This is a genomic window from bacterium SCSIO 12741 (assembly GCA_024398055.1).
Taxonomy (GTDB): Bacteria; Bacteroidota; Bacteroidia; order Flavobacteriales_G; family Salibacteraceae; genus SCSIO-12741.
Map to the genome: position 1 here is coordinate 2,595,695 of CP073749.1, position 19,886 is coordinate 2,615,580.

Sequence of the window (19,886 nt, forward strand, 5' to 3'; positions counted from 1 at the left end):
CTGGAAGAACGGATTCTCTACGAAGACAACCACCTTATTGCTGTCAACAAGCTATCTTCTGAAATAGTTCAGGGAGATATTACGGGTGACGAACCCCTTTCAGAAATGGTTCGGTCACTGGTGAAGCGTAAGTACAATAAGCCTGGGAATGTCTTTATGGGGGTTCCCCATCGCTTAGATCGGCCTACCAGTGGCTTGGTCCTGTTTGCTAAAACCAGTAAGGCCTTGAGCCGGTTAAACGATCTTTTTCGAAACAAGGAAGTTCAAAAAGTGTATTGGGCGGTAGTCAAGAATTGCCCTCAAAGTCCCTCAGGTACACTGGTAGATTATCTGGTGAGAAATCCTGCAAAAAACAAGTCTTTTGTCGCTCAAAAGGATAAGCCGGGAGCCAAGTATTCGGAACTCGATTATCAGGTTTTGGCTCGGTCAGACCGTTATTACCTTCTTGAAATTAGACCCAAAACAGGTCGCCATCATCAAATTAGGGTTCAGTTGTCGAACCAGGGATGGCCTATCAAAGGTGACTTGAAGTATGGATTTCCCAGAAGTAATAAAGGTGGTTCAATTCACCTGCACGCTCGCCGGGTCGAGTTTATTCATCCAGTTAAAAAGGAGCCCGTTGTTATCGAGGCTCCAGTGCCACAAGAATCTCTTTGGCAAGCTCTAAGCCAATCGTTGGATTAGTCCTGATCGTAGTAGCTTACCAAAACACTACCTCCATATTCCATCACCATTCCATTGGCTTCGGTTACTCGGGCAACCCAGAGGTACATTTCGCCATTAGGCGCTTTTTGTTTGGCCGAATTTAAGTCTGAACCGTCCCATTCTTTATTGGCATCGTTAGACGTAAATACCACTTCACCGTTAGGATTAAGAACCTGGAGTTCAAATTTGTTTTTGTTACCCTTCAATCCAATTGGCATCCACTTTTCCTTTTCTGGATTGAATACCGCCGAAGCCATCAAGTTGTAGGCACGTAGGATCCTGATAGTTTGTACACTGGAGTCTTTACAGCCGTTTTCGTTTTCTGTAACGAGTTTTACGGAGTAGCGTCCTTTGTTTCGGAACAGGTAACTGGTTTCAGCATCTTCGCTCACCAACTCTTCATCGATATACCACTTGTTTTGTGGGTTAGAAGTTGAGCTGTTAAACGCAACGACTGGAGCTTTGTAGTCCTTTTGCTTGTCGTAGGTAAAATCTGCACCACCGTTGGCATGAACCGTAATTTTCTTGGTGTCAAGCTTACGCCATTTTTTATCCACTTTGCGAGCCAGGGCCAATTCGAATGATCCGGCTTTATTAAAGGTGAAGCTTTTCTTCTTGGTGTCAATCTTTCGATCGTTAAGCAACACAATCAAATCTTTAGAATCAGCGGCGCTAATGCTCCAATCTACTGTTTCTCCTTGACAAACCTTTTGATGGCTTACTTGCCAGTTAGCAGCAGCAATAGCTGGTTTTTCCAAATGATCATCCTGAGGTGGGGTAGGGGTTGGCGCCTTAACAGCCTTAGTTGCTTTTTGCTCCACTTGAGGGGTAGCTTTCACAGCGGCCTGTAGTTCAGTGGACTCTTCTTTTTGAGTAGTACCATCCTCTTCCTGTTTAGGCTGAATTAGCGCAGCCATTTCCGAAGAGTTTTCCGATGGAGTAGGAGTGTTTATTTCAGGTTGAGCCAATTCTGGGCGGAGGAACCTTCAGAAAATGGATTAACCCACCATGCAGCAACAGCGATACCGATACCGGCAACTGCCAATGCAGCTTTCGAATAATTCTGTCTACGGTTTTGGCGGAGATGAGACTCATTGTTGGCCAAAACACGGCTTTCAATAGCATTCCAGGCTTCGGCGGCTCCTCCGGGCTCAAAACCTTCCAGGCTATTTTTTATGCTTTCTTCAAATGGATCAGGACGCATGTTTTCTGTTTAATACTTTTTGCAATTCTTTTCTCAACTTAGCCTTTGCCTTAGATAGGTTCGATTTGGATGTGCCTTCAGAAATCCCCAATTCTTCGGCAATTTCCCGATGGGTAAATCCTTCAAACACATACATATTAAATACCGATCGGTAAACTGGGGGCAGATTACGTATTTCTTCCAGAATCTTTTCTCGGCCCAGTAGTTCCACCCATTCCGTTTCCCGGTTTGGCGTATCATCATCCTGGCCTTCTAATTCATGGTAGTAATCATCCTGGTCCATACTAATGAACTGAACCTTCTTCTTACGAAGTTGATCCAATGCTACATTAATAAAGAACCTTCTGATCCAGTTGTCAAACGATCCGGTATCGTTGAATTTATCTATCCGGTCAAAGAGCTTAATGAATCCTTCCTGAACCACATCCTGTGTTTCATCGCGATCACTTCCGCAATAGCGAAAGCAGATTCCCATCATTTTACCATAGTAAACTTCAAAGAGTTTCTTCTGGCATTCAGGGTCCCTTTTTTTACATCCATCGATGAGATCCGGTATGTGCACATTCAGCAAGAGCTTCATTCTTCTGCTTTAAGACGCATATATTACGTTGAGGTTGCCTGTGTATTATACACTCTTCAAAATTAACCATTTATAAGTTTAAAGGTTGGGTTTGGGGCTTCAGGAAAACATCCTGTAATCCGGGGAGCATAAAATGTTACTTTTGCGCTTTCTTAAAACGTAAACTTTAACAGTTAAATCATAAAATAATGAAAGTATCAGTTGTTGGAGCAGGAGCAGTAGGAGCAAGTTGTGCCGAATATATTGCGATGAAGAACTTTGCTTCTGAAGTAGTGATTCTTGATATCAAAGAAGGTGTTGCTGAAGGTAAAGCAATGGATTTAATGCAATGTGCTTCACTAAACGGTTTTGACACTAAAATTACAGGAAGTACTAACGATTATTCCAAAACTGCAAATAGCGATGTTTGTGTGATTACGTCTGGGATTCCAAGAAAGCCTGGAATGACCCGTGAGGAGTTAATTGGAATTAATGCTGGAATTGTAAAGGCTGTATCTGCAAACCTTGTAGAGCATTCTCCTAACACCATTTTAATTGTGGTGAGTAACCCAATGGATACCATGACCTACTTGGCACACAAATCCACCAATTTACCTAAGAATAAAATCATTGGAATGGGTGGCGCGTTGGATTCTGCTCGTTTCAAGTACAGACTTGCTGAAGCTTTGGAAGCACCCATTAGCGATGTTGATGGAATGGTTATCGGAGGACACAGCGATAAAGGTATGGTGCCATTAACCTCCCATGCAACAAGAAACAGTATTAATGTTTCTGAGTTTATCTCTGAAGAAAGATTAAATCAGGTTAAAGAAGATACTAAGGTAGGAGGAGCTACATTAACTAAATTATTAGGAACTTCCGCATGGTATGCTCCAGGAGCAGCCGTTTCTGCTTTGGTTCAGGCCATTGCTTGTGATCAGAAGAAGATGTTTCCATGCTCTGCCTTGTTAGATGGAGAATATGGATTAAGTGACCTCTGCATCGGAGTTCCCGTGATTTTGGGTAAAAAGGGAATTGAAAAAATCGTTGATGTTCCTTTAAGTGATGCTGAAAAAGCGCATATGGCAGAAAGTGCCGAAGGCGTTAAGAAAACCAATGGTTTGTTAGCATTGTAATCGTCTGAAATAAATTTTTAGATAAGCACAACCATCTTTTAACGGAATTGAAACAATCAAAGAATTGGATTTGAACGAAGGCTGGAGAGTCTCCTTGAACGAATCTGCCACAGTGGTATGGGGCGTTCGGGGAATCTTGGTCGAAATGAAAATCTAATCCAGTTAAAATACCTACAGGAGGACCGGTTCGCGATTTAAGCAACCGGTCCTTTTTACTTATAAACCAGCAAATTGCACCAAGAAAATTCGAATTGGCAAAATAGAATTGAAGTTCTATATTTGCAGCCTTTTAAATTTTAACTAAATTCTGGATAAAACATGCAGAACAAAACCGCTCTGTGGATTTTTACTGTTTTACTCGCCCTTGCTTGTGTACGCGAATTGTCGTTTACTTGGGTGACCAACAGTGTGGAGAAGGATGCTGCTGAAGTAGCGATGAGCAAGTTGGATTCGGCCTTGGCTGAAACCCCGGACATGCCATCAGCTGATTCAGTAATGTTGTTGAACAAGTTTGAGTCCGACTACCTTTTCTCCAAAAACAACGAAGAGGTTTATCCGCTTTTAGGCTATACTTACAGTCAGTGTAAGCAACGGGAGTTGAACAAGGGTCTTGACCTCCAAGGGGGTATGAACGTAACTCTTGAAGTTTCCGTAGTTGAATTGATCGAAGAACTAGCCGACAAGAGCAACGATCCGACCTTTCGTCAAGCCATTAACAACGCCAAAGAAGCCCAGAAAAGTGGAAGCGACAACTTTGTATCCCTTTTTGGACAAGAAATTAACAAGATTGACCCAAGCTTTCAGCTGACTTCAATTTTCTCAACTCGTCAGAACAAGGAAATGTTCCCAAGTACGGCGACAAATGAGGAAGTTCTTCAGATCATTCGTGAGCAGTCGGAAGCAGCCGTGAAGAATACCGAAGAGGTACTTCGTAAGCGTATCGATAACTTGGGTGTGGTTCAGCCAAAAATTCAAAGACTGAGCGCTACCGATCGTATTGTGGTTGAGCTTCCTGGTGTTAAGGATCCTGCTCGGGTTCGTAAAATTCTTCAAGGAACAGCTAAGTTGGAGTTCTGGGAAACCTATGATGTAGGTGAAGTTCTTGGATCTTTCGATCAGGCTAATACCTATTTAAAAGGGTTGATCGAATTGGAAGGAGCTCCTGAAGAAACTGCTGAAGCAGGTTTAGGACTTGATTCTAACTCGGTTGATACGAATCAGGTTGTAGAAGCTGATTTGAACGAAGAGTTGGCTACTGCCGATGCGGATTCATCAGAAGAAGATAATCTGTTGGACGCTTTGGCCAGTGATTCTGATACGGCAAGTGAAGGGCTGGATGCTCAACTTACGGATGCGGAATTTGCTCGTAAAAATCCATTGATTTCTAAAGTTCGTTTCAACTACTACCAAGATGCTCAAGGTAATCCTGTTGCTGAAGGGCCTGTTGTAGGTTATGTGTTGGAACGCAACATGAAAGACTTGAAGCAATTGTTGAGAGATGAAAAAGTACTTCGCTTTTTCCCAAAAAACATTCGCTTCTACTATGCAGCTAAGCCTGCTTTGAATCGCGACAACCAGCCTTTGTTTGAGGATGGTGATAGCTATGCTCTTTACGCTATTCGTGTATTGAAGCGTGATGGTACTGCTCGCCTGGAAGGTGATGCGGTAACCAATGCTAAAGTAACCAGTGACCAAATGGGTAATCCTGAGGTTAACTTGGTGATGAATCCTTCTGGAGCTAAAATGTGGCGTACCATGACCCGTGAAGCAGCAGAGGAAAAGAAATCAATCGCGGTTGTGTTGGATAGCCTGGTTTACTCGGCTCCAAGTGTAAATGAAGAAATTAAAGGTGGTAGCTCATCTATCTCTGGTCGTTTTACTCAGCAGGAAGCTGCTGACCTTGCCAGTGTATTGAAAGCGGGTAAGCTACCTGTATCAGCTCAGATTATTGAAGAAGCAGTTGTAGGACCATCGCTTGGTGAAGAAGCTATTTCAGACGGTATCATGTCATTCTTGATTGCCTTTGCTTTGATCCTTGTTTACATGGTATTCTACTACGCTCGTGCAGGGGTTGTTGCCGACATTGCTTTGATTGCAAACATCTTCTTTGTATTCGGAGTATTGACCGGTTTGGGTGCAACACTTACCCTCCCTGGTATCGCAGGTATCGTATTGACCATTGGTATGTCGGTGGATGCGAACGTTCTGATTTATGAGCGTATTCGGGAAGAACTTGCCGCTGGAAAAGGAATTAAACTGGCCATCGCTGATGGTTACAACAGTGCGTATAGCTCGATCATTGATGCGAACGTTACTACCTTGTTGACAGGTATTGTATTGGCCGTGTTTGGAACAGGACCTATCCAAGGTTTTGCTACGACATTAATCATTGGTATCTGTACCTCTTTGTTCTCCGCTATTTTCATTACTCGATTGATTTTCGAATGGCAGATGAAGAGCAAAGACAACTTCTCGTTTGCTACAAGTATTACGGATGGTGCGTTCAAAAACATCAACTGGCAGATCGTAGCCAAGAGAAAAACGTACTACATCATTTCTGGATTGATCATCGTTGCCGGTGTGGTTTCTATGGCCACTAAAGGATTTGATTTGGGTGTTGACTTCTCAGGTGGACGTACTTACATCGTTCGTTTCGAAAACCCAGCTGATGTATCTGAAGTGAGTAAAGCACTTTCTGCTGTATTTGTAGATGAGAATGGAGTAGCTGACGTTCCGGAAGTGAAAACTTTTGGTGAGTCTAATCAGGTGAAAATTACCACCAACTTCATGATCGACTCGGATTCTAAAGATGCGGATGACCAAGTAGAAAAAATTATGTTCCAGGGATTGAATGCCATGGGTGACAAGTTTGAGAAAATGAGTTCTCAAAAGGTTGGTCCTACCATTGCAGACGACATTAAGCAGTCTGCTTTCTGGGCTGTATTGGTTTCCTTGATCGCTATTTTCGCTTATATCGTAGCTCGATTCCGTAAACTTCAGTTTGGAGTTGGAGCCTTGGTTGCTATGGCGCACGACGTTTTAGTGGTGTTGGGTATCTTCTCCATCTTCTATGGAATCGCTCCATGGTCTATGGAAATTGATCAAGCCTTTATCGCTGCTATCCTTACTGTTGTGGGGTACTCGATTAACGATACCGTGGTTGTGTTTGACCGTATTCGTGAATACGTAGGTCTACACAAAAACAGACCTTACAAGCAAGTGGTAAACGAAGCATTGAACAGTACTTTGAGTCGTACGATCAATACCTCTTTGAGTACTTTCTTGGTATTGTTGATGATCTTCGCCTTCGGTGGTGAGGTTATTCGTGGGTTTGTATTTGCCTTGATGGTTGGGGTTGTAGTAGGTACCTACTCCTCTCTATGTGTTGCAACTCCTGCGGTTATTGACTTGACCAAGGATGAGGATGAAAAGAAAGACGCTTAAGTCTTTAAACATATATAGGATTCTCGTTTATCGGGATCCAGATAAAGGGGTGCTTTGGCACCCCTTTTTATTTTAATTTTGTGGCATGATTTACAATGCGGTATTTCTATTCCTAAATGGAATTGGTGGAGGAGAGGTCTTTATCATCTTTTTGGTAATCCTTCTGTTGTTTGGTTCGAAGCGGATTCCAGAATTTGCTCGAGGACTTGGAAAAGGGATTAGGCAATTTAAAGATGCTGCCAACGATATTCAGCGCGATATTCACGATAGCGTAAAAGATGTTCAGGAGGACATTGAAAAGACGAAAAAAGAGATTGAAGAAAATGTTTCTTCACGCAAACCCCAATAAAAAATTTGAAAGGCCTGAATGAAGGCCTTTTTTTATGGCCAAAATTTACATTTGGCTCCTGGTGACTCAAAAAATAGGGGGTTAGATTCTTGAAAATGTGATTTTGGTTAGTTTTTTGAGATGAAAATAGGGGGTTTGAGTAATTTTTTTGCAAAATATACCGACTTGCCCCCAAAAATACCCACCTTTGCCGGAAATCTAAACAAAATACTATGGCAACGCTCAGATTTTCGGCCCTTGAACAGGTTTTTAACCGCGAACCCAATTGGCCAACCCCTCCATCTGATTTGATTTCTGATTACTTCGGAGAGAATGTCTTCAACGTAGAAAAAATGAAGCAATTCCTTTCAGGTGAGGCTTACACCAGTGTAATCGACTCCATGGAGAAGGGAACTCGAATTGATCGCAACATAGCCGATCAGGTGGCCTCAGCAATGAAGGCTTGGGCGTTATCCAAAAAGGTAACTCATTACACGCACTGGTTTCAGCCATTGACCGGGCGTACTGCTGAAAAGCATGATTCCTTTGCCGTTCCATCTGGTGGTGGCAAGGCCATTGAGAAATTTGGTGGGGGACAATTGGTACAGCAAGAGCCAGACGCCTCGAGCTTTCCGAACGGGGGAATTCGTAACACCTTTGAAGCACGTGGATATACGGCTTGGGATCCTACATCTCCTGCTTTTATCATTGGGAAGACCCTTTGTATTCCGACCATTTTTGTTTCCTACACCGGAGAAGCTTTGGATTACAAGGCTCCTTTGATGAAGTCGAGCGTTGCAGTGGAAAAAGCGGCTTTGGCCGTTATGAAATATTTTGACCGAAACGTTTCTCGCGTAGTTCCTACCTTGGGTTGGGAGCAGGAGTACTTCTTGGTAGATTCCGCTTTGTTTATGGCTCGCCCTGACTTGGTGATGACCGGAAGAACCTTGTTTGGTCATTCTTCCTCTAAAGGACAGCAATTGGATGACCATTACTTTGGATCCATTCCTGATCGTGCCATGGCCTTTATGCAGGACTTTGAGACCGAATCATTGTTATTGGGTATTCCGGTTACTACTCGCCACAATGAGGTAGCGCCTAATCAGTTTGAGGTTGCACCCATGTTCGAAGAGGTGAATAGCGCTGTAGATCACAACCAGTTGATCATGGATCTTTTGGAAAAAGTAGCCGCTAAGCACAATTTTCACGTGTTGATGCACGAGAAGCCCTTCCAGGGAATGAACGGCTCAGGAAAGCATAATAACTGGTCCTTGGGTACCGATACCGGAATTAACCTGTTGAGCCCGGGAGCAAACCCAAAGACGAATTTGAGGTTTTTGACCTTCTTCGTGAATACCATTGCTGCCGTAAACCGTCATGCGAACCTTTTAAGAGCCATTATCGCTTCTGCTGGTAATGATCATCGTTTGGGTGCCAATGAGGCGCCTCCGGCCATTATTTCCACCTTTATCGGATCGCAGCTGTCTGCTATTCTCGATGAAATTGAAGAAAAAGTTGGAAAAGGAAAGTTGACCCCGGATGAAAAGACGGATTTAAAACTTCGTATCGGGAAAATTCCAGACATCATGTTGGACAATACCGATCGTAACCGAACTTCTCCTTTTGCATTTACTGGAAATAAATTTGAGTTCCGGGCAGTTGGTTCAGCTTCTAACTGTGCCTCTGCGATGATTGCTTTGAACACGATTATGGCTGAGCAATTGACCCGATTCAAAAAGGATGTTGATGCCCTCGTTAAAAACGAAGGATTGAAGAAAGATGATGCGATTTTTAACGTATTAAAAACCTATATCGTGGAGTCTAAAAAGATTCGTTTCGAAGGAGATGGATACAGCCAGGAGTGGGTTGAAGAAGCGGAGAGTAGAGGGCTATCTAATGTAAAAACAACGCCTTACGCATTGGATTTCTTAGTTGCTGATGAGGTGAAATCTTTGTTCTCCAACTACAATGTTTTCTCCGAAGTTGAATTGGAAGCTCGTTACGAAATTGCTCAGGAATTCTACCGCATGAAGATTCAAATTGAGTCTCGTTGTTTGCAGGATATGGTGCTGAATCAGATTATTCCTTCTGCCCTGGAATACCAAAACAAGCTGGTGCAGAACGTTCAGGGAATGAAAGAAATTTTTGGAAATGATTTCAAGCGGGTAGCCTCAAGTCAAATTGAAACCCTCGAAAAGATTTCTGAAAAAGTAAATATTCTCCAAACCCGAGTAGAAGAAATGCGGTTAGCCCGTAAAGAAGCCAACAAAATCGAAGATGCTGCTGAACAAGCAAAAGCATACTGCGATAATGTGGTGAAGTTCTTTGAGGAAATCAGGTATAATGTGGATAATCTTGAGATTATCGTTGATAATGAGTTGTGGCCGGTACCCAAATACCGGGAGATGTTGTTTACGAAATAGAGAGGGTGAATTTCCTTAATTAATGGGGTGTATATCCTATGAAAATCATATAAAAGTACAGAAACAGGGGCCTGCCGCAGCGCCCCTGTTCTGTTTTTGAGCCACTTATGCCTTGTATTTTAACTCTTTGAATTCAATAAAATAATTGTTTAATTTGTCCACCATTCGACTCGGATCGATATTATTGGAATCTATGAAAGGAACTAAAAGCGCTATTTTATTAACGTTCGTTGCTCTGTTGTTTACTACAGGGTTATTTGCCCAAAGAGACTTTACCAACGAAGCCGATGTAGCCTACCAAAGCGAATCCTACTACGAGGCGGTAGATCTGTACAAGAAAGCCTACTCCAAGGAAAAAGACAAAGCCGAAAAAATTCGGATCGTATACCGCATTGGGGATTGCTACCGAAGAATTGAAAATGCAGAATTGGCCGAGGAGTGGTTGAGCAAGGCTGAAAGAGCCAAGTACACAGAGCAGGAAACCAAGGTTTACCTGTACCTGGCCGATGTGATGCGAATCCAGGGTAAGTATACCGAGGCCAAAGAAAAATACCAGAAATACATGGAGGTTCAACCCGACGACCCGCGCGGTCAGGAAGGGGTGAGGAGCTGTGAGCTCGCTGAAAAATGGACCGACAACCCATCCACATTCATTGTAGAAAATGTGTCTCAATTGAACTCCAAGCAGTTCGATTATTCCCCAGTAATTACTGGCCGGAAAAATGATGACATCATCTTCGTATCATCTCGTCCTGATGCATCGGGTAACGAAATTGACATGCGAAGTGGAGAAGGCTTCACCGATATTTTTACGGCTGAAATGGACCGTAAGGGTAAGTGGAGTATTCCTAAAGCCATGCCAGAACCTATCAGTACGGAGTACAATGAAGGTCCTGTTACGGTTACCAAAAAGGACAAGGAAATGTACTACACCCACTGTCCAATTAACAAGAACAAATACGCCGGATGTAAAATCTGGAAGGCGACAAAAAGAGGAACCGAGTGGGCTGAACCCGTACAGGTTGACTTTTTTGCCGATACCATTTCTGTAGGTCACCCTTCTATTTCTAAAGACGATCAGATGTTGTTTTTCAGCGCTGATGCTCCTGGAGGAAAAGGTGGAAAGGACATTTGGTTTGTCGTTTGGGACAAAACTGAACGTGCTTGGGGTGCTCCTCAAAACGTAGCTGGAATCAATACTCCAGATGACGAACTGTTCCCGTTCATTAAAGATGACGGAACGCTTTACTTCTCTTCCAACGGTCACGCTGGTATGGGTGGTATGGATATCTTCAAAGCAGAGCAAGTAGGTAAAAACGAGTGGGGCAATGTGGAAAACATGCTTCCTCCAATTAACTCAGCAAGCCACGATCACGGAATCTTCTTCTTGGGAAATCAGAACAAAGGATACTTTGCTTCTAACCGCCCTGAAGGAAAAGGTGGATCTGATATCTACAGCTTTAAGATGCCTCCGGTGATTTACACCTTGTCTGGTACCGTTCGCGATGTACAGAAAGATTGTAAGAAGCCGATTGTCGGAGCGGTTGTAAAATTAATTGGTACCGATGGAAGTTCTGTTGAGACCTTGACTAATGAAGCCGGTGAGTATTTGTTTGACAAAAAGGAAAACGCAGAACGTTACCTTTTGGAAAATACTTCCTACACCATTATCGTATCTAAGTCTTCTTCCGAGAAATTGGTTGCCCCAGATTGTTCTGCTGGTGATACAGAGTTCAAGAGAAGAGGTTACTTGAGAAGTAAAGGTCAGGAAACCACAGTAGGTGTTGGTAAATCTACTGCCTTCGTTCATGACTTTGAATTGCAGTGTTTCAACTGTGGTGAGATCAAGTTTAAGACGGTACTTTACAAATTGGGTGATGATCAATTGATGATTACCGATCAGGTGAACTCTGCTGATAGTTTGGATGACCTGTATCAAACTTTGGTTGATAACCCGAACATCGTTATTCAGCTTCAAGCCCACACTGACTTCCGTGGATCAGCTGAAGCTAACCAAGACCTGTCTGAGCGTCGTGCTCAAACTTGTGTTGACTACTTGATCTCTAAAGGAATTGATGCTGAGAGATTGGAGCCTAAAGGATTTGGTGAAGATGTTCCAGTTGAAATTAACGGTCAATCTTACGATGAAGCTTTCATTAATGGCTTAGCCACGAAAGAAGAAAAAGAGGCTGCTCACCAGGCAAACCGTCGTACAGTATTTATTGTACTACGTGACGACTTTGAACCTAAACCTAAAGAAGAAGGTGAAGGACAAGGTGCTGGTGAAGGAACTGAAGGAGCCGGTGGTTCTGAAGGTGGTAACTAGCAAGCCGTTGGGATAGAATTAGAATAAAACAATAACCCATTATAGACAGGCGCTCCATAACAGGGGCGCCTTTTTTTATCTGTCATGAGTACGGAATCAAGATACGATCAAAGAGGGGTGTCTGCAGACAAAACGGATGTTCATGCGGCCATTAAAGATCTGGACAAAGGTCTCTTTCCAAAAGCCTTTTGCAAAATTGTCCCCGATTACTTAACCGGTGATGAAGACTACTGTGTAGTTATGCATGCCGATGGGGCGGGTACCAAATCATCATTGGCCTATGCCTATTGGAAGGAAACGGGAGATTTATCCGTTTGGACGGGTATTGCTCAAGATGCTTTGATTATGAATATCGATGACCTCCTTTGTGTGGGAGCAACGGATCGAATTTTAGTATCCTCCACCATTGGACGTAACAAAAACAAGATCCCGGGTGAAGTCGTTTCCGCCATTATCAATGGAACCGAAGAAGTCATTGAAACCTTGAGAAAAGAAGGGTTCAACATTACTTTGACAGGTGGAGAAACAGCCGATGTCGGCGATTTGGTTCGAACGGTGATTGTGGATTCTACGGTAGTGGCTCGGATGAAGCGCTCAGAAGTGGTAAGTAACCACAACATTCAATCCGGAGATGTGATCGTTGGATTATCTTCTTTTGGTCAGGCGAACTACGAAAAGGAGTATAATGGCGGAATGGGAAGCAATGGATTGACCTCAGCTCGTCATGATGTTTTCGGAAAAAGTGTAGCCGAGAAATACCCGGAAACCTTTGATCCGGAAGTACCATCTGATTTGGTCTATACCGGAGGTTATCAATTAACGGATGAAGTAGAAGGAGCTCCATTGGATGCCGGTAAATTGGTGCTGTCTCCAACCCGGACTTATGCTCCCGTTATTCGTAAAATGCTGGAGAGTCATCGTTCAGCCATTCATGGTATGGTACACTGTAGTGGTGGAGCTCAAACCAAAGTTTTGCACTTCGTGGATGATGTTCATGTGATTAAAGATAACCTGTTCCCAGTGCCTCCTTTGTTTAAGATGATTCAAGAGCAATCCGGAACCGATTGGAAAGAAATGTACAAGGTGTTCAATATGGGGCACCGAATGGAAATATACACGTCTCCTGAACATGCTGATGCCTTGATGGCCATTGCTGAGTCCTTTGGTATTGAGAGCCAGATTGTAGGCAGGGTAGAAGCGAGTGAAGCTAAAAAGCTTACCATTACTTCTCCTTACGGAACGTTTGAGTATTAATCGAAAGAAACCCTATGTCAGGATTATTAAATAAGTTGGAAGGCATTGCGCAGAGGCGAGCCGAAGTGGCCGATTTGATCGTTGACCCAGAGGTGATAGCTGACATGAAGCGTTATGTCAAGCTCAACAAAGAATACAAAGATTTAGAGCCTTTGGTATTGGCCTATAACGAATACAAAGACATTCTTGGAAATATAGAAACCTCCAAGGAAATTTTGGATTCGGATGAGGATGCCGAACTAAAGGATATGGCCAAAGAAGAGTTGGATGAATTGGTTCCTGCCAGAGAGGAATTAGAGGAAAAAATTAAGTTCCTCTTAATTCCACGCGATCCGGAAGATTCCAAAAACGTGATCATGGAAATTCGGGCTGGAACCGGAGGAGATGAGGCCAGTATTTTTGCCGGTGACCTGTACCGTATGTACACTAAGTATTGTGAACGTATGGGCTGGAAAACCGAAATGATGAACATGAATGAAGGAACCGTTGGAGGTTTTAAAGAGATTTCATTCTCAGTGATGGGAGAGGATGTCTTTGGTGCACTCAAGTTTGAACGTGGTGTACATCGGGTTCAACGGGTTCCTGCTACTGAATCACAAGGTCGGGTTCATACATCGGCTGCCACCGTTGCCGTGCTTCCAGAAGTGGATGACGTGGAAGTGGAACTTCGAATGGATGATGTTAAGGTGGATACCTATCGTTCATCCGGGGCTGGAGGTCAGCACGTAAACAAAACGGAATCCGCCGTTCGTTTGACGCACATTCCTACGGGTATCGTTGTGGAATGCCAGGATGGTCGTTCTCAGCATAAGAACAAAGACAAAGCCTTAAAAGTACTTCGCTCCAGACTCTACGAACAGGAGTTGGAAAAACAAGAGAAGGAAAGAGCAGCAGAAAGAAAATCTCAGGTTTCCACCGGGGACCGTTCGGCTAAAATCCGGACCTACAATTATCCTCAGGGAAGGGTAACTGATCACCGCATTGGTTTGACTTTGTATAACCTGGACGGTATTATCGGTGGTGACATGGCCGAGATTGTTGATTCGTTGAGAATGGCTGAGAACACCGAGAAGCTTGAAGCAGGAATGGAGATTTAATTGACGACTCCAGAATAATAGTACGAGTAGTTGAAATAGAAGGGGTATGAATAGAGCAGTACTGATTGAGCAGATCAAATCCAAAAAGAGTTTTTTATGCGTTGGCCTGGATCCGGATTTGAATAAAATCCCAAAGCACTTGTTGGATTTGGAAGATCCGGTATTTGAATTTGGAAAGGCAATAGTTGATGCTACCAAGGACTACTGTGTGGCCTATAAGCCCAATTTCGCCTTTTACGAGGCCTTGGGAGAATCCGGCATGGAAAGCCTGCGCAAAACCCTTGAACACATTCCCGAAGAGTGTTTTACTATCGCTGATGCTAAGCGTGGCGATATTGGGAACACGGCTGCTCAATATGCCCAATCTGTTTTCGATAAGGAGCAATCCGGCTTCGATTTCGATTCCATTACTGTAGCTCCATACATGGGTGAAGATTCTGTTACCCCATTTTACACTTATCCTAACAAGTGGGTCGTCATCCTGGGATTAACTTCCAATGCGGGTTCGAACGATTTTCAGCAATTGCCTCTGGCTAATGGAAAGCGTTTGTTTGAGCAGGTGATTGAAACCTCTTCTCAATGGGGAACTGCCGATAACACCATGTACGTAGTGGGTGCCACCCGTGGTGAAGACATCGCTGCAGTTCGAAAACTGGTCCCCAATCACTTTTTCCTCGTTCCCGGAGTAGGGGCTCAAGGGGGGAGTTTGGAAGAAGTAGTAAAGTATGGGATGAACGAAGATTGTGGATTGTTGATCAATTCATCTCGGGGCATCATCTATGCGGGATCGGATGAAAACTTTGCAGAGGCAAGTCGCCAGGCTGCAAAAGCGCTTCAGGAAAAAATGGCTGTTTACCTTTAGACAGATTCGAGGTCCGATTGTCATCGGAAGAGAAGTGAGTTTTGAGTTTTTTTCGTTTCTATTCGTAGGTAATAGGTTGACCTAAGAGACTCTTTCGATCGTTGTTCAAAATTCAGCATTCGAAATTCAGCATTGAACTTGAAGAGCTGTTATCTTTGAGGAAACCAACCTTCAAAGATGAAAGAAACCGACCTTTACCGTATTTGGGAATACGGATTGTTGCAGCCCAATCTACAAACCCTTGATCAGAAACAACTACGCATTTTTAATCCCGGTACCCGAAATCATCTTTCCGGTCCTGATTACTCCAATGCCCGAATAGCCTTTGATGGCCACACCTGGGCCGGGCAAGTAGAGATTCACGTCAAATCCAGTGATTGGTTTAGGCATGGTCACCATCACGATCCATCCTACCAGAGCATCGTACTACATGTAGTATACGATCAGGATAAAACCATTCCGGAGCTCGAGCAACGAGGTATTCCGACCTTGGAGCTCAAATCTTATTTGCCTGAGCAAAGCCTTTCTGCCCATTCAGCTTTGGATGCCAAGTTGTCCATTCCCTGCTCCAGGCAGATCGATCAGGTGCCTTCATCCATTTGGGAAGATTGGAAGCTTGACTTGCTCAATCAACGACTAAAACGAAAGTCCGAGCGAATTGAACGTTGGTTGGTTTCCGGTAATTATGATTGGGGGCAGGTTTTTCATATAGCTATGGCCCGTTCATTGGGGTATTCATCCAATGGGGAGGCCATGGAGCAATTGGCCAATCGGGTACCCATTCAATGGATCCGGCGATCGAGAGCTACACTCGAAGAAGTTCAAGCTTGGTTTTTAGGAGCGTCGGGTTGGTTGGATCATCTATCCGATTCGCCACAAAAGCAGCGATACATTACCCTGTTTCAATATGCTCAAAGAAAATATTCCATCGTTCCCATAGAGAAGAAGGTATGGAAATCGGGTGGAGTTCGGCCCGAAAACAGTCCTATACATCGAATTCTTCAATGCGCCGAAATCGCTCATCATTGGTCTGGTAAGCCCTTATTGGACATGAGCTCCGAGCTCGATTTAGACGATTGGGTGTCCTTCTTTTTAGGTAGTGGGAGCTATTCAAAAAGCCTCAAGAGTCACCTCCTCATTAATGCCTGGGTCCCCATTCTTTATTGCTTTAGGCTTTATCAACATGGGAAGGTTTCAAATTCCGTATTTCAGGAGTTCTTTCAATTACCGGCAGAGCTCAACCGAATTACCAAAAGATGGAAGAAGCTCGCTATGCCACTAACTCATGCTGGAGATTCGCAAGCCATACTCGAATTGGAGGAACACTATTGTTCGCAAAAAAAATGCTTATTTTGCAGTTCAGGAAAATACTTGTTACACAAATGATCGATCGTATACAGGCATTCTTCGAAAAACAGGCATTTGGTGTCTGTGAGTATATGGGCGAGAAATTTGGAATCCGCACTTCGTCGATTCGCAAATTTTTCATCTACAGCTCTTTTATTGCAGTTGGCTCACCGGTCATCATTTACCTCATTCTGGCCTTTTTGCTGGAGAACAAAAAATATTTTAGGCAAAATCACCATTCCATTTGGGATTTGTAATCCGGCTCTATGTTTAGGCTTTCCCTGAAGTACTTCCAAGGCCTTTATTTTTCCATCCTCTTTCTCATAGGCATTTTGCTATTGGGTACTTATGGCTATATGTACCTGGAGCAATACACTTTTGTGGAAGGATTTTACATGACCCTGATCACAGTGAGTACCGTTGGCTTCGGAGAAGTAAAGAAGCTGAATGCCGATGGAATGATCTTTACCTCTTTTTTGATCCTGAGCAGTTTTGGTACTTTTGCCTACGCAGCAACCACCATCGCTCGTAACTTCTTAAGTGGTAACTACAGAAACTTTTACAAAAGCTATAAACTCTCTCAAATGATCGCGAACCTAAAAGGACATACCATCGTCTGTGGATTTGGTAACAACGGAGAAGCAGCGGTAAGCAGTTTGATAAAACACCATGAACGCTTCGTAGTGATTGAACGGGATGAGGAAAAGCTCGAGAAGATTAAACACATCAAAGGCGCTCTTTATATCGTAGGTGATGCCACCGATGAGAATAATATCGTAGAGGCTGGAATCAACAAGGCCAAGGCTTTGATTACTACCCTGCCAAGTGACGCTAATAATGTATTTGTATGCTTAACTGCACGCCAGCTTAATCCCAAGCTAAAGATCATTAGTCGGGCTACTGGACTGAAGGTAGAGAACAAGCTAAAATTGGCTGGGGCCAATAGTGTAATTATGCCCGACCATGTAGGAGGTAGCCATATGGCCTCTCTGGTAAGTACACCCGATTTGAATGAGTTTTTGGATCGCCTTTCCATTTACCACAGCGAACATGACGTCAACCTCGATGAGTTTGTGTTTCATGCGGGCAACAAGAATAGCCACACGGTTCAGGAAATTGAGGAGTTTAGAGGAGGTGTTTTACGCGTCATCGGGATCAAAGGATTGGATCAGGAATACCGCTTAAATCCCGACCAAGAGCAGGTTGTAGAGAATGGAGAAAAGATCTTTGTCTTAGGAGATCATCGCTTGGTAGAAGAGCTCAAAAAAGAGTACGCATTAGCCCCTTAAAATAGCTGATCCATTCATCCTTACGTCCGGTGGAGGATATTTCATAATTTCTATATTTGAAGCGAACCATAATATTCGCTTCACATGGGTTTAAAAAAGAACCTGCTTTTAGTTCTGATCGGGGTGTTATTCTTAGCTACTCCTTCTTATAGCTTCGCCCAATCTTCTGAAAATGCCACGGCAGCCGATTCAGTTTCTATGGATCAAAAGATCGACGCCTTTTTCGGGAATTACCTCGTAGCACCTTTAAATGTAGTTCTGTTTTTTGACCCCTTCGACAAATTGGGGATATATGACCCTGTTGTTTACAACGAAGGTGTGCCCGTAGTTGATTCAGATTTAGGATTTTCCGTTTCAGGTGAAGCAGGAAGTTCTGATCTACAAATTTCACCCAATGGAAAGGCCGGGGTGAGTGCCGGAGATCGGGTGGTGATTAGCGATCAGGTATATACTGTTGCGGCAGTTAGTGATGGTTCGGTGAAAGTTAAAGAGCCCTTGGCTTCTGCATTGAGCACTGCACCTGTGAGTTCCCCTGTTCAGAAACCGATTCCTTTTGTGGTGGTTTGGTTGGTATTAGGGGCCATCTTTTTTACCATAAGAATGCGCTTTATCAATTTCCGAGGATTTAGACATGCCCTGGATTTGGTTCAGGGAAAATACGATAACCCGAATGACAAAGGAGAAGTATCCCACTTCCAGGCTTTGGCTACGGCTTTGTCTGCTACCGTAGGACTCGGAAATATTGCCGGTGTGGCGATCGCTGTAAGTATTGGTGGTGCTGGTGCAACCTTTTGGATGATTACAGCGGGTCTTATCGGAATGGCGTCCAAGTTTACGGAATGTACTTTGGGTGTAAAGTATCGGATTATTGACTCCAACGGTCACGTTTCCGGTGGGCCGATGTATTACCTGAGTCGTGGTCTGGCTGCTCAGAATAAAGCAGGTCTTGGAAAAATCCTGGCCATTTTATTTGCTATTCTATGTATCGGAGGATCCTTTGGTGGCGGAAATATGTTCCAGGTTAACCAAGCATTTTCTCAAATGTCTGCTGAGTTTCCAGCCCTCCAGGGTAACGGTGTTTACTTTGGAATGGTAATGGCCGTATTGGTTGGTATTGTGATTATCGGTGGAATCCGAAGCATTGCCAAAGTAACGGATAAGATTGTACCATTTATGGTAGGCCTTTACGTATTGTTTTCGCTCATCATTATTGGTATCAATATCACCGAAATCGGCGGCGCCTTTGCGGCTATTTTAAGTGGGGCTTTTTCAGCCAGTGCTTTGAAAGGTGGAGTTATCGGTGTATTGATAGTAGGATTTCAACGGGCAGCTTTCTCCAACGAAGCTGGAGTTGGATCGGCATCCATTGCTCACTCGGCGTCCAAGACCAACGAACCCGTTAGTGAAGGAATTGTGGCTTTGTTAGAGCCCTTTATTGACACCGTGGTTGTTTGTACCATGACTGCTTTGGTTTTGATTTTTACGGGATATGCGACCAATACCGAAGGCTTGGAAGGTGCTAACTTAACTTCTGCCGCTTTCCAGAGTGTTTTCCCTTGGTTTAAGTATGTATTGATGGTAGCCATTTTGCTGTTCGCCTTCTCTACCATGATTTCCTGGTCTTACTACGGCCAAAAAGCTTTTACTTATTTGTTCGGTCGCACCAAAACAACTCGTTTGGTCTATAAGCTGATCTTCCTTTTCTTCATCATTGTGGGGGCAGCAAGCCAGATGAATGCGGTAACCGATTTTAGTGACATGATGATTTTGGGAATGGCCTTCCCGAACATACTCGGTCTCATTTTCCTTTCCAAAGAGGTGAGAGCCGATATGATCAGTTATTTTAACCGGATTCGAACCGGTGAGATAACGCGCTACAAGTAGTAGCGCCCCGCCAGCAACCTGTAACAAA

At 43.7% G+C, this 19,886-nt stretch carries 16 protein-coding genes; 13 read left to right on the top strand and 3 right to left on the bottom strand.

All coding sequences use genetic code 11. The features are described 5' to 3' along the window. Positions 1-684, top strand: coding sequence for an RNA pseudouridine synthase (locus tag KFE98_10990; protein UTW64689.1), 684 nt, complete (start codon positions 1-3; stop codon positions 682-684). Here KFE98_10990 and KFE98_10995 read toward each other — a convergent pair. Genes KFE98_10995 through KFE98_11005 form a run of 3 tightly spaced genes read right to left on the bottom strand, consistent with a single transcriptional unit; the run spans position 681 to position 2,489 of the window. Next, positions 681-1,622 (bottom strand): hypothetical protein, encoded by a 942-nt coding sequence (locus KFE98_10995; protein ID UTW60586.1) that lies wholly within the window; start codon positions 1,620-1,622, stop codon positions 681-683. The two genes, KFE98_10990 and KFE98_10995, sit on opposite strands and share 4 nt — an antisense overlap. A 32-nt stretch (positions 1,623-1,654) precedes the next feature. Then, the gene (locus KFE98_11000) at positions 1,655-1,909 is read right to left on the bottom strand and encodes a hypothetical protein (protein ID UTW60587.1); all 255 of its coding nucleotides are present in this window, start codon (positions 1,907-1,909) and stop codon (positions 1,655-1,657) included. Then, positions 1,899-2,489 (bottom strand): sigma-70 family RNA polymerase sigma factor, encoded by a 591-nt coding sequence (locus KFE98_11005; GenBank protein UTW60588.1) that lies wholly within the window; start codon positions 2,487-2,489, stop codon positions 1,899-1,901. The genes KFE98_11000 and KFE98_11005 overlap by 11 nt, the downstream gene beginning before the upstream one ends. Positions 2,490-2,677: 188 nt before the next feature. Here KFE98_11005 and mdh point away from each other — a divergent pair, with 188 nt between their 5' ends. From mdh to KFE98_11065, 12 genes are all read left to right on the top strand, one after another. Continuing rightward, entirely contained in the window at positions 2,678-3,604 is a 927-nt protein-coding gene (gene mdh / locus KFE98_11010) for a malate dehydrogenase (GenBank protein UTW60589.1), read from the top strand. A 318-nt stretch (positions 3,605-3,922) separates the two neighbouring features. After that, positions 3,923-7,048 carry a protein translocase subunit SecDF gene (gene secDF / locus KFE98_11015; GenBank protein ID UTW60590.1) on the top strand — a complete coding sequence of 1,042 codons (3,126 nt, stop codon included), beginning with the start codon at positions 3,923-3,925 and terminating at the stop codon, positions 7,046-7,048. Between the two features lie 85 nt (positions 7,049-7,133). Beyond that, on the top strand, positions 7,134-7,397 hold the full coding sequence (gene tatA, locus KFE98_11020) for a twin-arginine translocase TatA/TatE family subunit (GenBank protein ID UTW60591.1): 264 nt from the start codon (positions 7,134-7,136) through the stop codon (positions 7,395-7,397). 212 nt (positions 7,398-7,609) lie between these two features. Continuing rightward, positions 7,610-9,799: a glutamine synthetase III gene (locus KFE98_11025; protein UTW60592.1), complete on the top strand. Its 2,190-nt coding sequence runs from the start codon at positions 7,610-7,612 to the stop codon at positions 9,797-9,799. A 193-nt stretch (positions 9,800-9,992) separates the two neighbouring features. Beyond that, on the top strand, positions 9,993-12,125 hold the full coding sequence (locus tag KFE98_11030) for an OmpA family protein (protein ID UTW60593.1): 2,133 nt from the start codon (positions 9,993-9,995) through the stop codon (positions 12,123-12,125). Positions 12,126-12,209: 84 nt separating this feature from the next. Further along, the gene (locus KFE98_11035; GenBank protein ID UTW60594.1) at positions 12,210-13,379 is read left to right on the top strand and encodes a phosphoribosylformylglycinamidine cyclo-ligase; all 1,170 of its coding nucleotides are present in this window, start codon (positions 12,210-12,212) and stop codon (positions 13,377-13,379) included. Between the two features lie 14 nt (positions 13,380-13,393). Next, positions 13,394-14,476, top strand: coding sequence for a peptide chain release factor 1 (gene prfA, locus KFE98_11040; protein ID UTW60595.1), 1,083 nt, complete (start codon positions 13,394-13,396; stop codon positions 14,474-14,476). A 46-nt stretch (positions 14,477-14,522) separates the two neighbouring features. Continuing rightward, the gene (gene pyrF / locus KFE98_11045; GenBank protein ID UTW60596.1) at positions 14,523-15,338 is read left to right on the top strand and encodes an orotidine-5'-phosphate decarboxylase; all 816 of its coding nucleotides are present in this window, start codon (positions 14,523-14,525) and stop codon (positions 15,336-15,338) included. Positions 15,339-15,515: 177 nt separating this feature from the next. After that, positions 15,516-16,724, top strand: coding sequence for a DUF2851 family protein (locus KFE98_11050; protein UTW60597.1), 1,209 nt, complete (start codon positions 15,516-15,518; stop codon positions 16,722-16,724). Then, positions 16,721-16,942: a PspC domain-containing protein gene (locus KFE98_11055; GenBank protein ID UTW60598.1), complete on the top strand. Its 222-nt coding sequence runs from the start codon at positions 16,721-16,723 to the stop codon at positions 16,940-16,942. Before KFE98_11050 ends, KFE98_11055 begins: the two co-directional genes overlap by 4 nt. Positions 16,943-16,951: 9 nt before the next feature. Further along, positions 16,952-17,974, top strand: a complete 1,023-nt coding sequence (locus KFE98_11060) for a potassium channel family protein (protein ID UTW60599.1) — start codon at positions 16,952-16,954, stop codon at positions 17,972-17,974. 84 nt (positions 17,975-18,058) lie between these two features. Continuing rightward, on the top strand, positions 18,059-19,858 hold the full coding sequence (locus KFE98_11065) for an alanine:cation symporter family protein (GenBank protein ID UTW60600.1): 1,800 nt from the start codon (positions 18,059-18,061) through the stop codon (positions 19,856-19,858). The last annotated feature ends 28 nt before the right edge of the window (positions 19,859-19,886 follow it).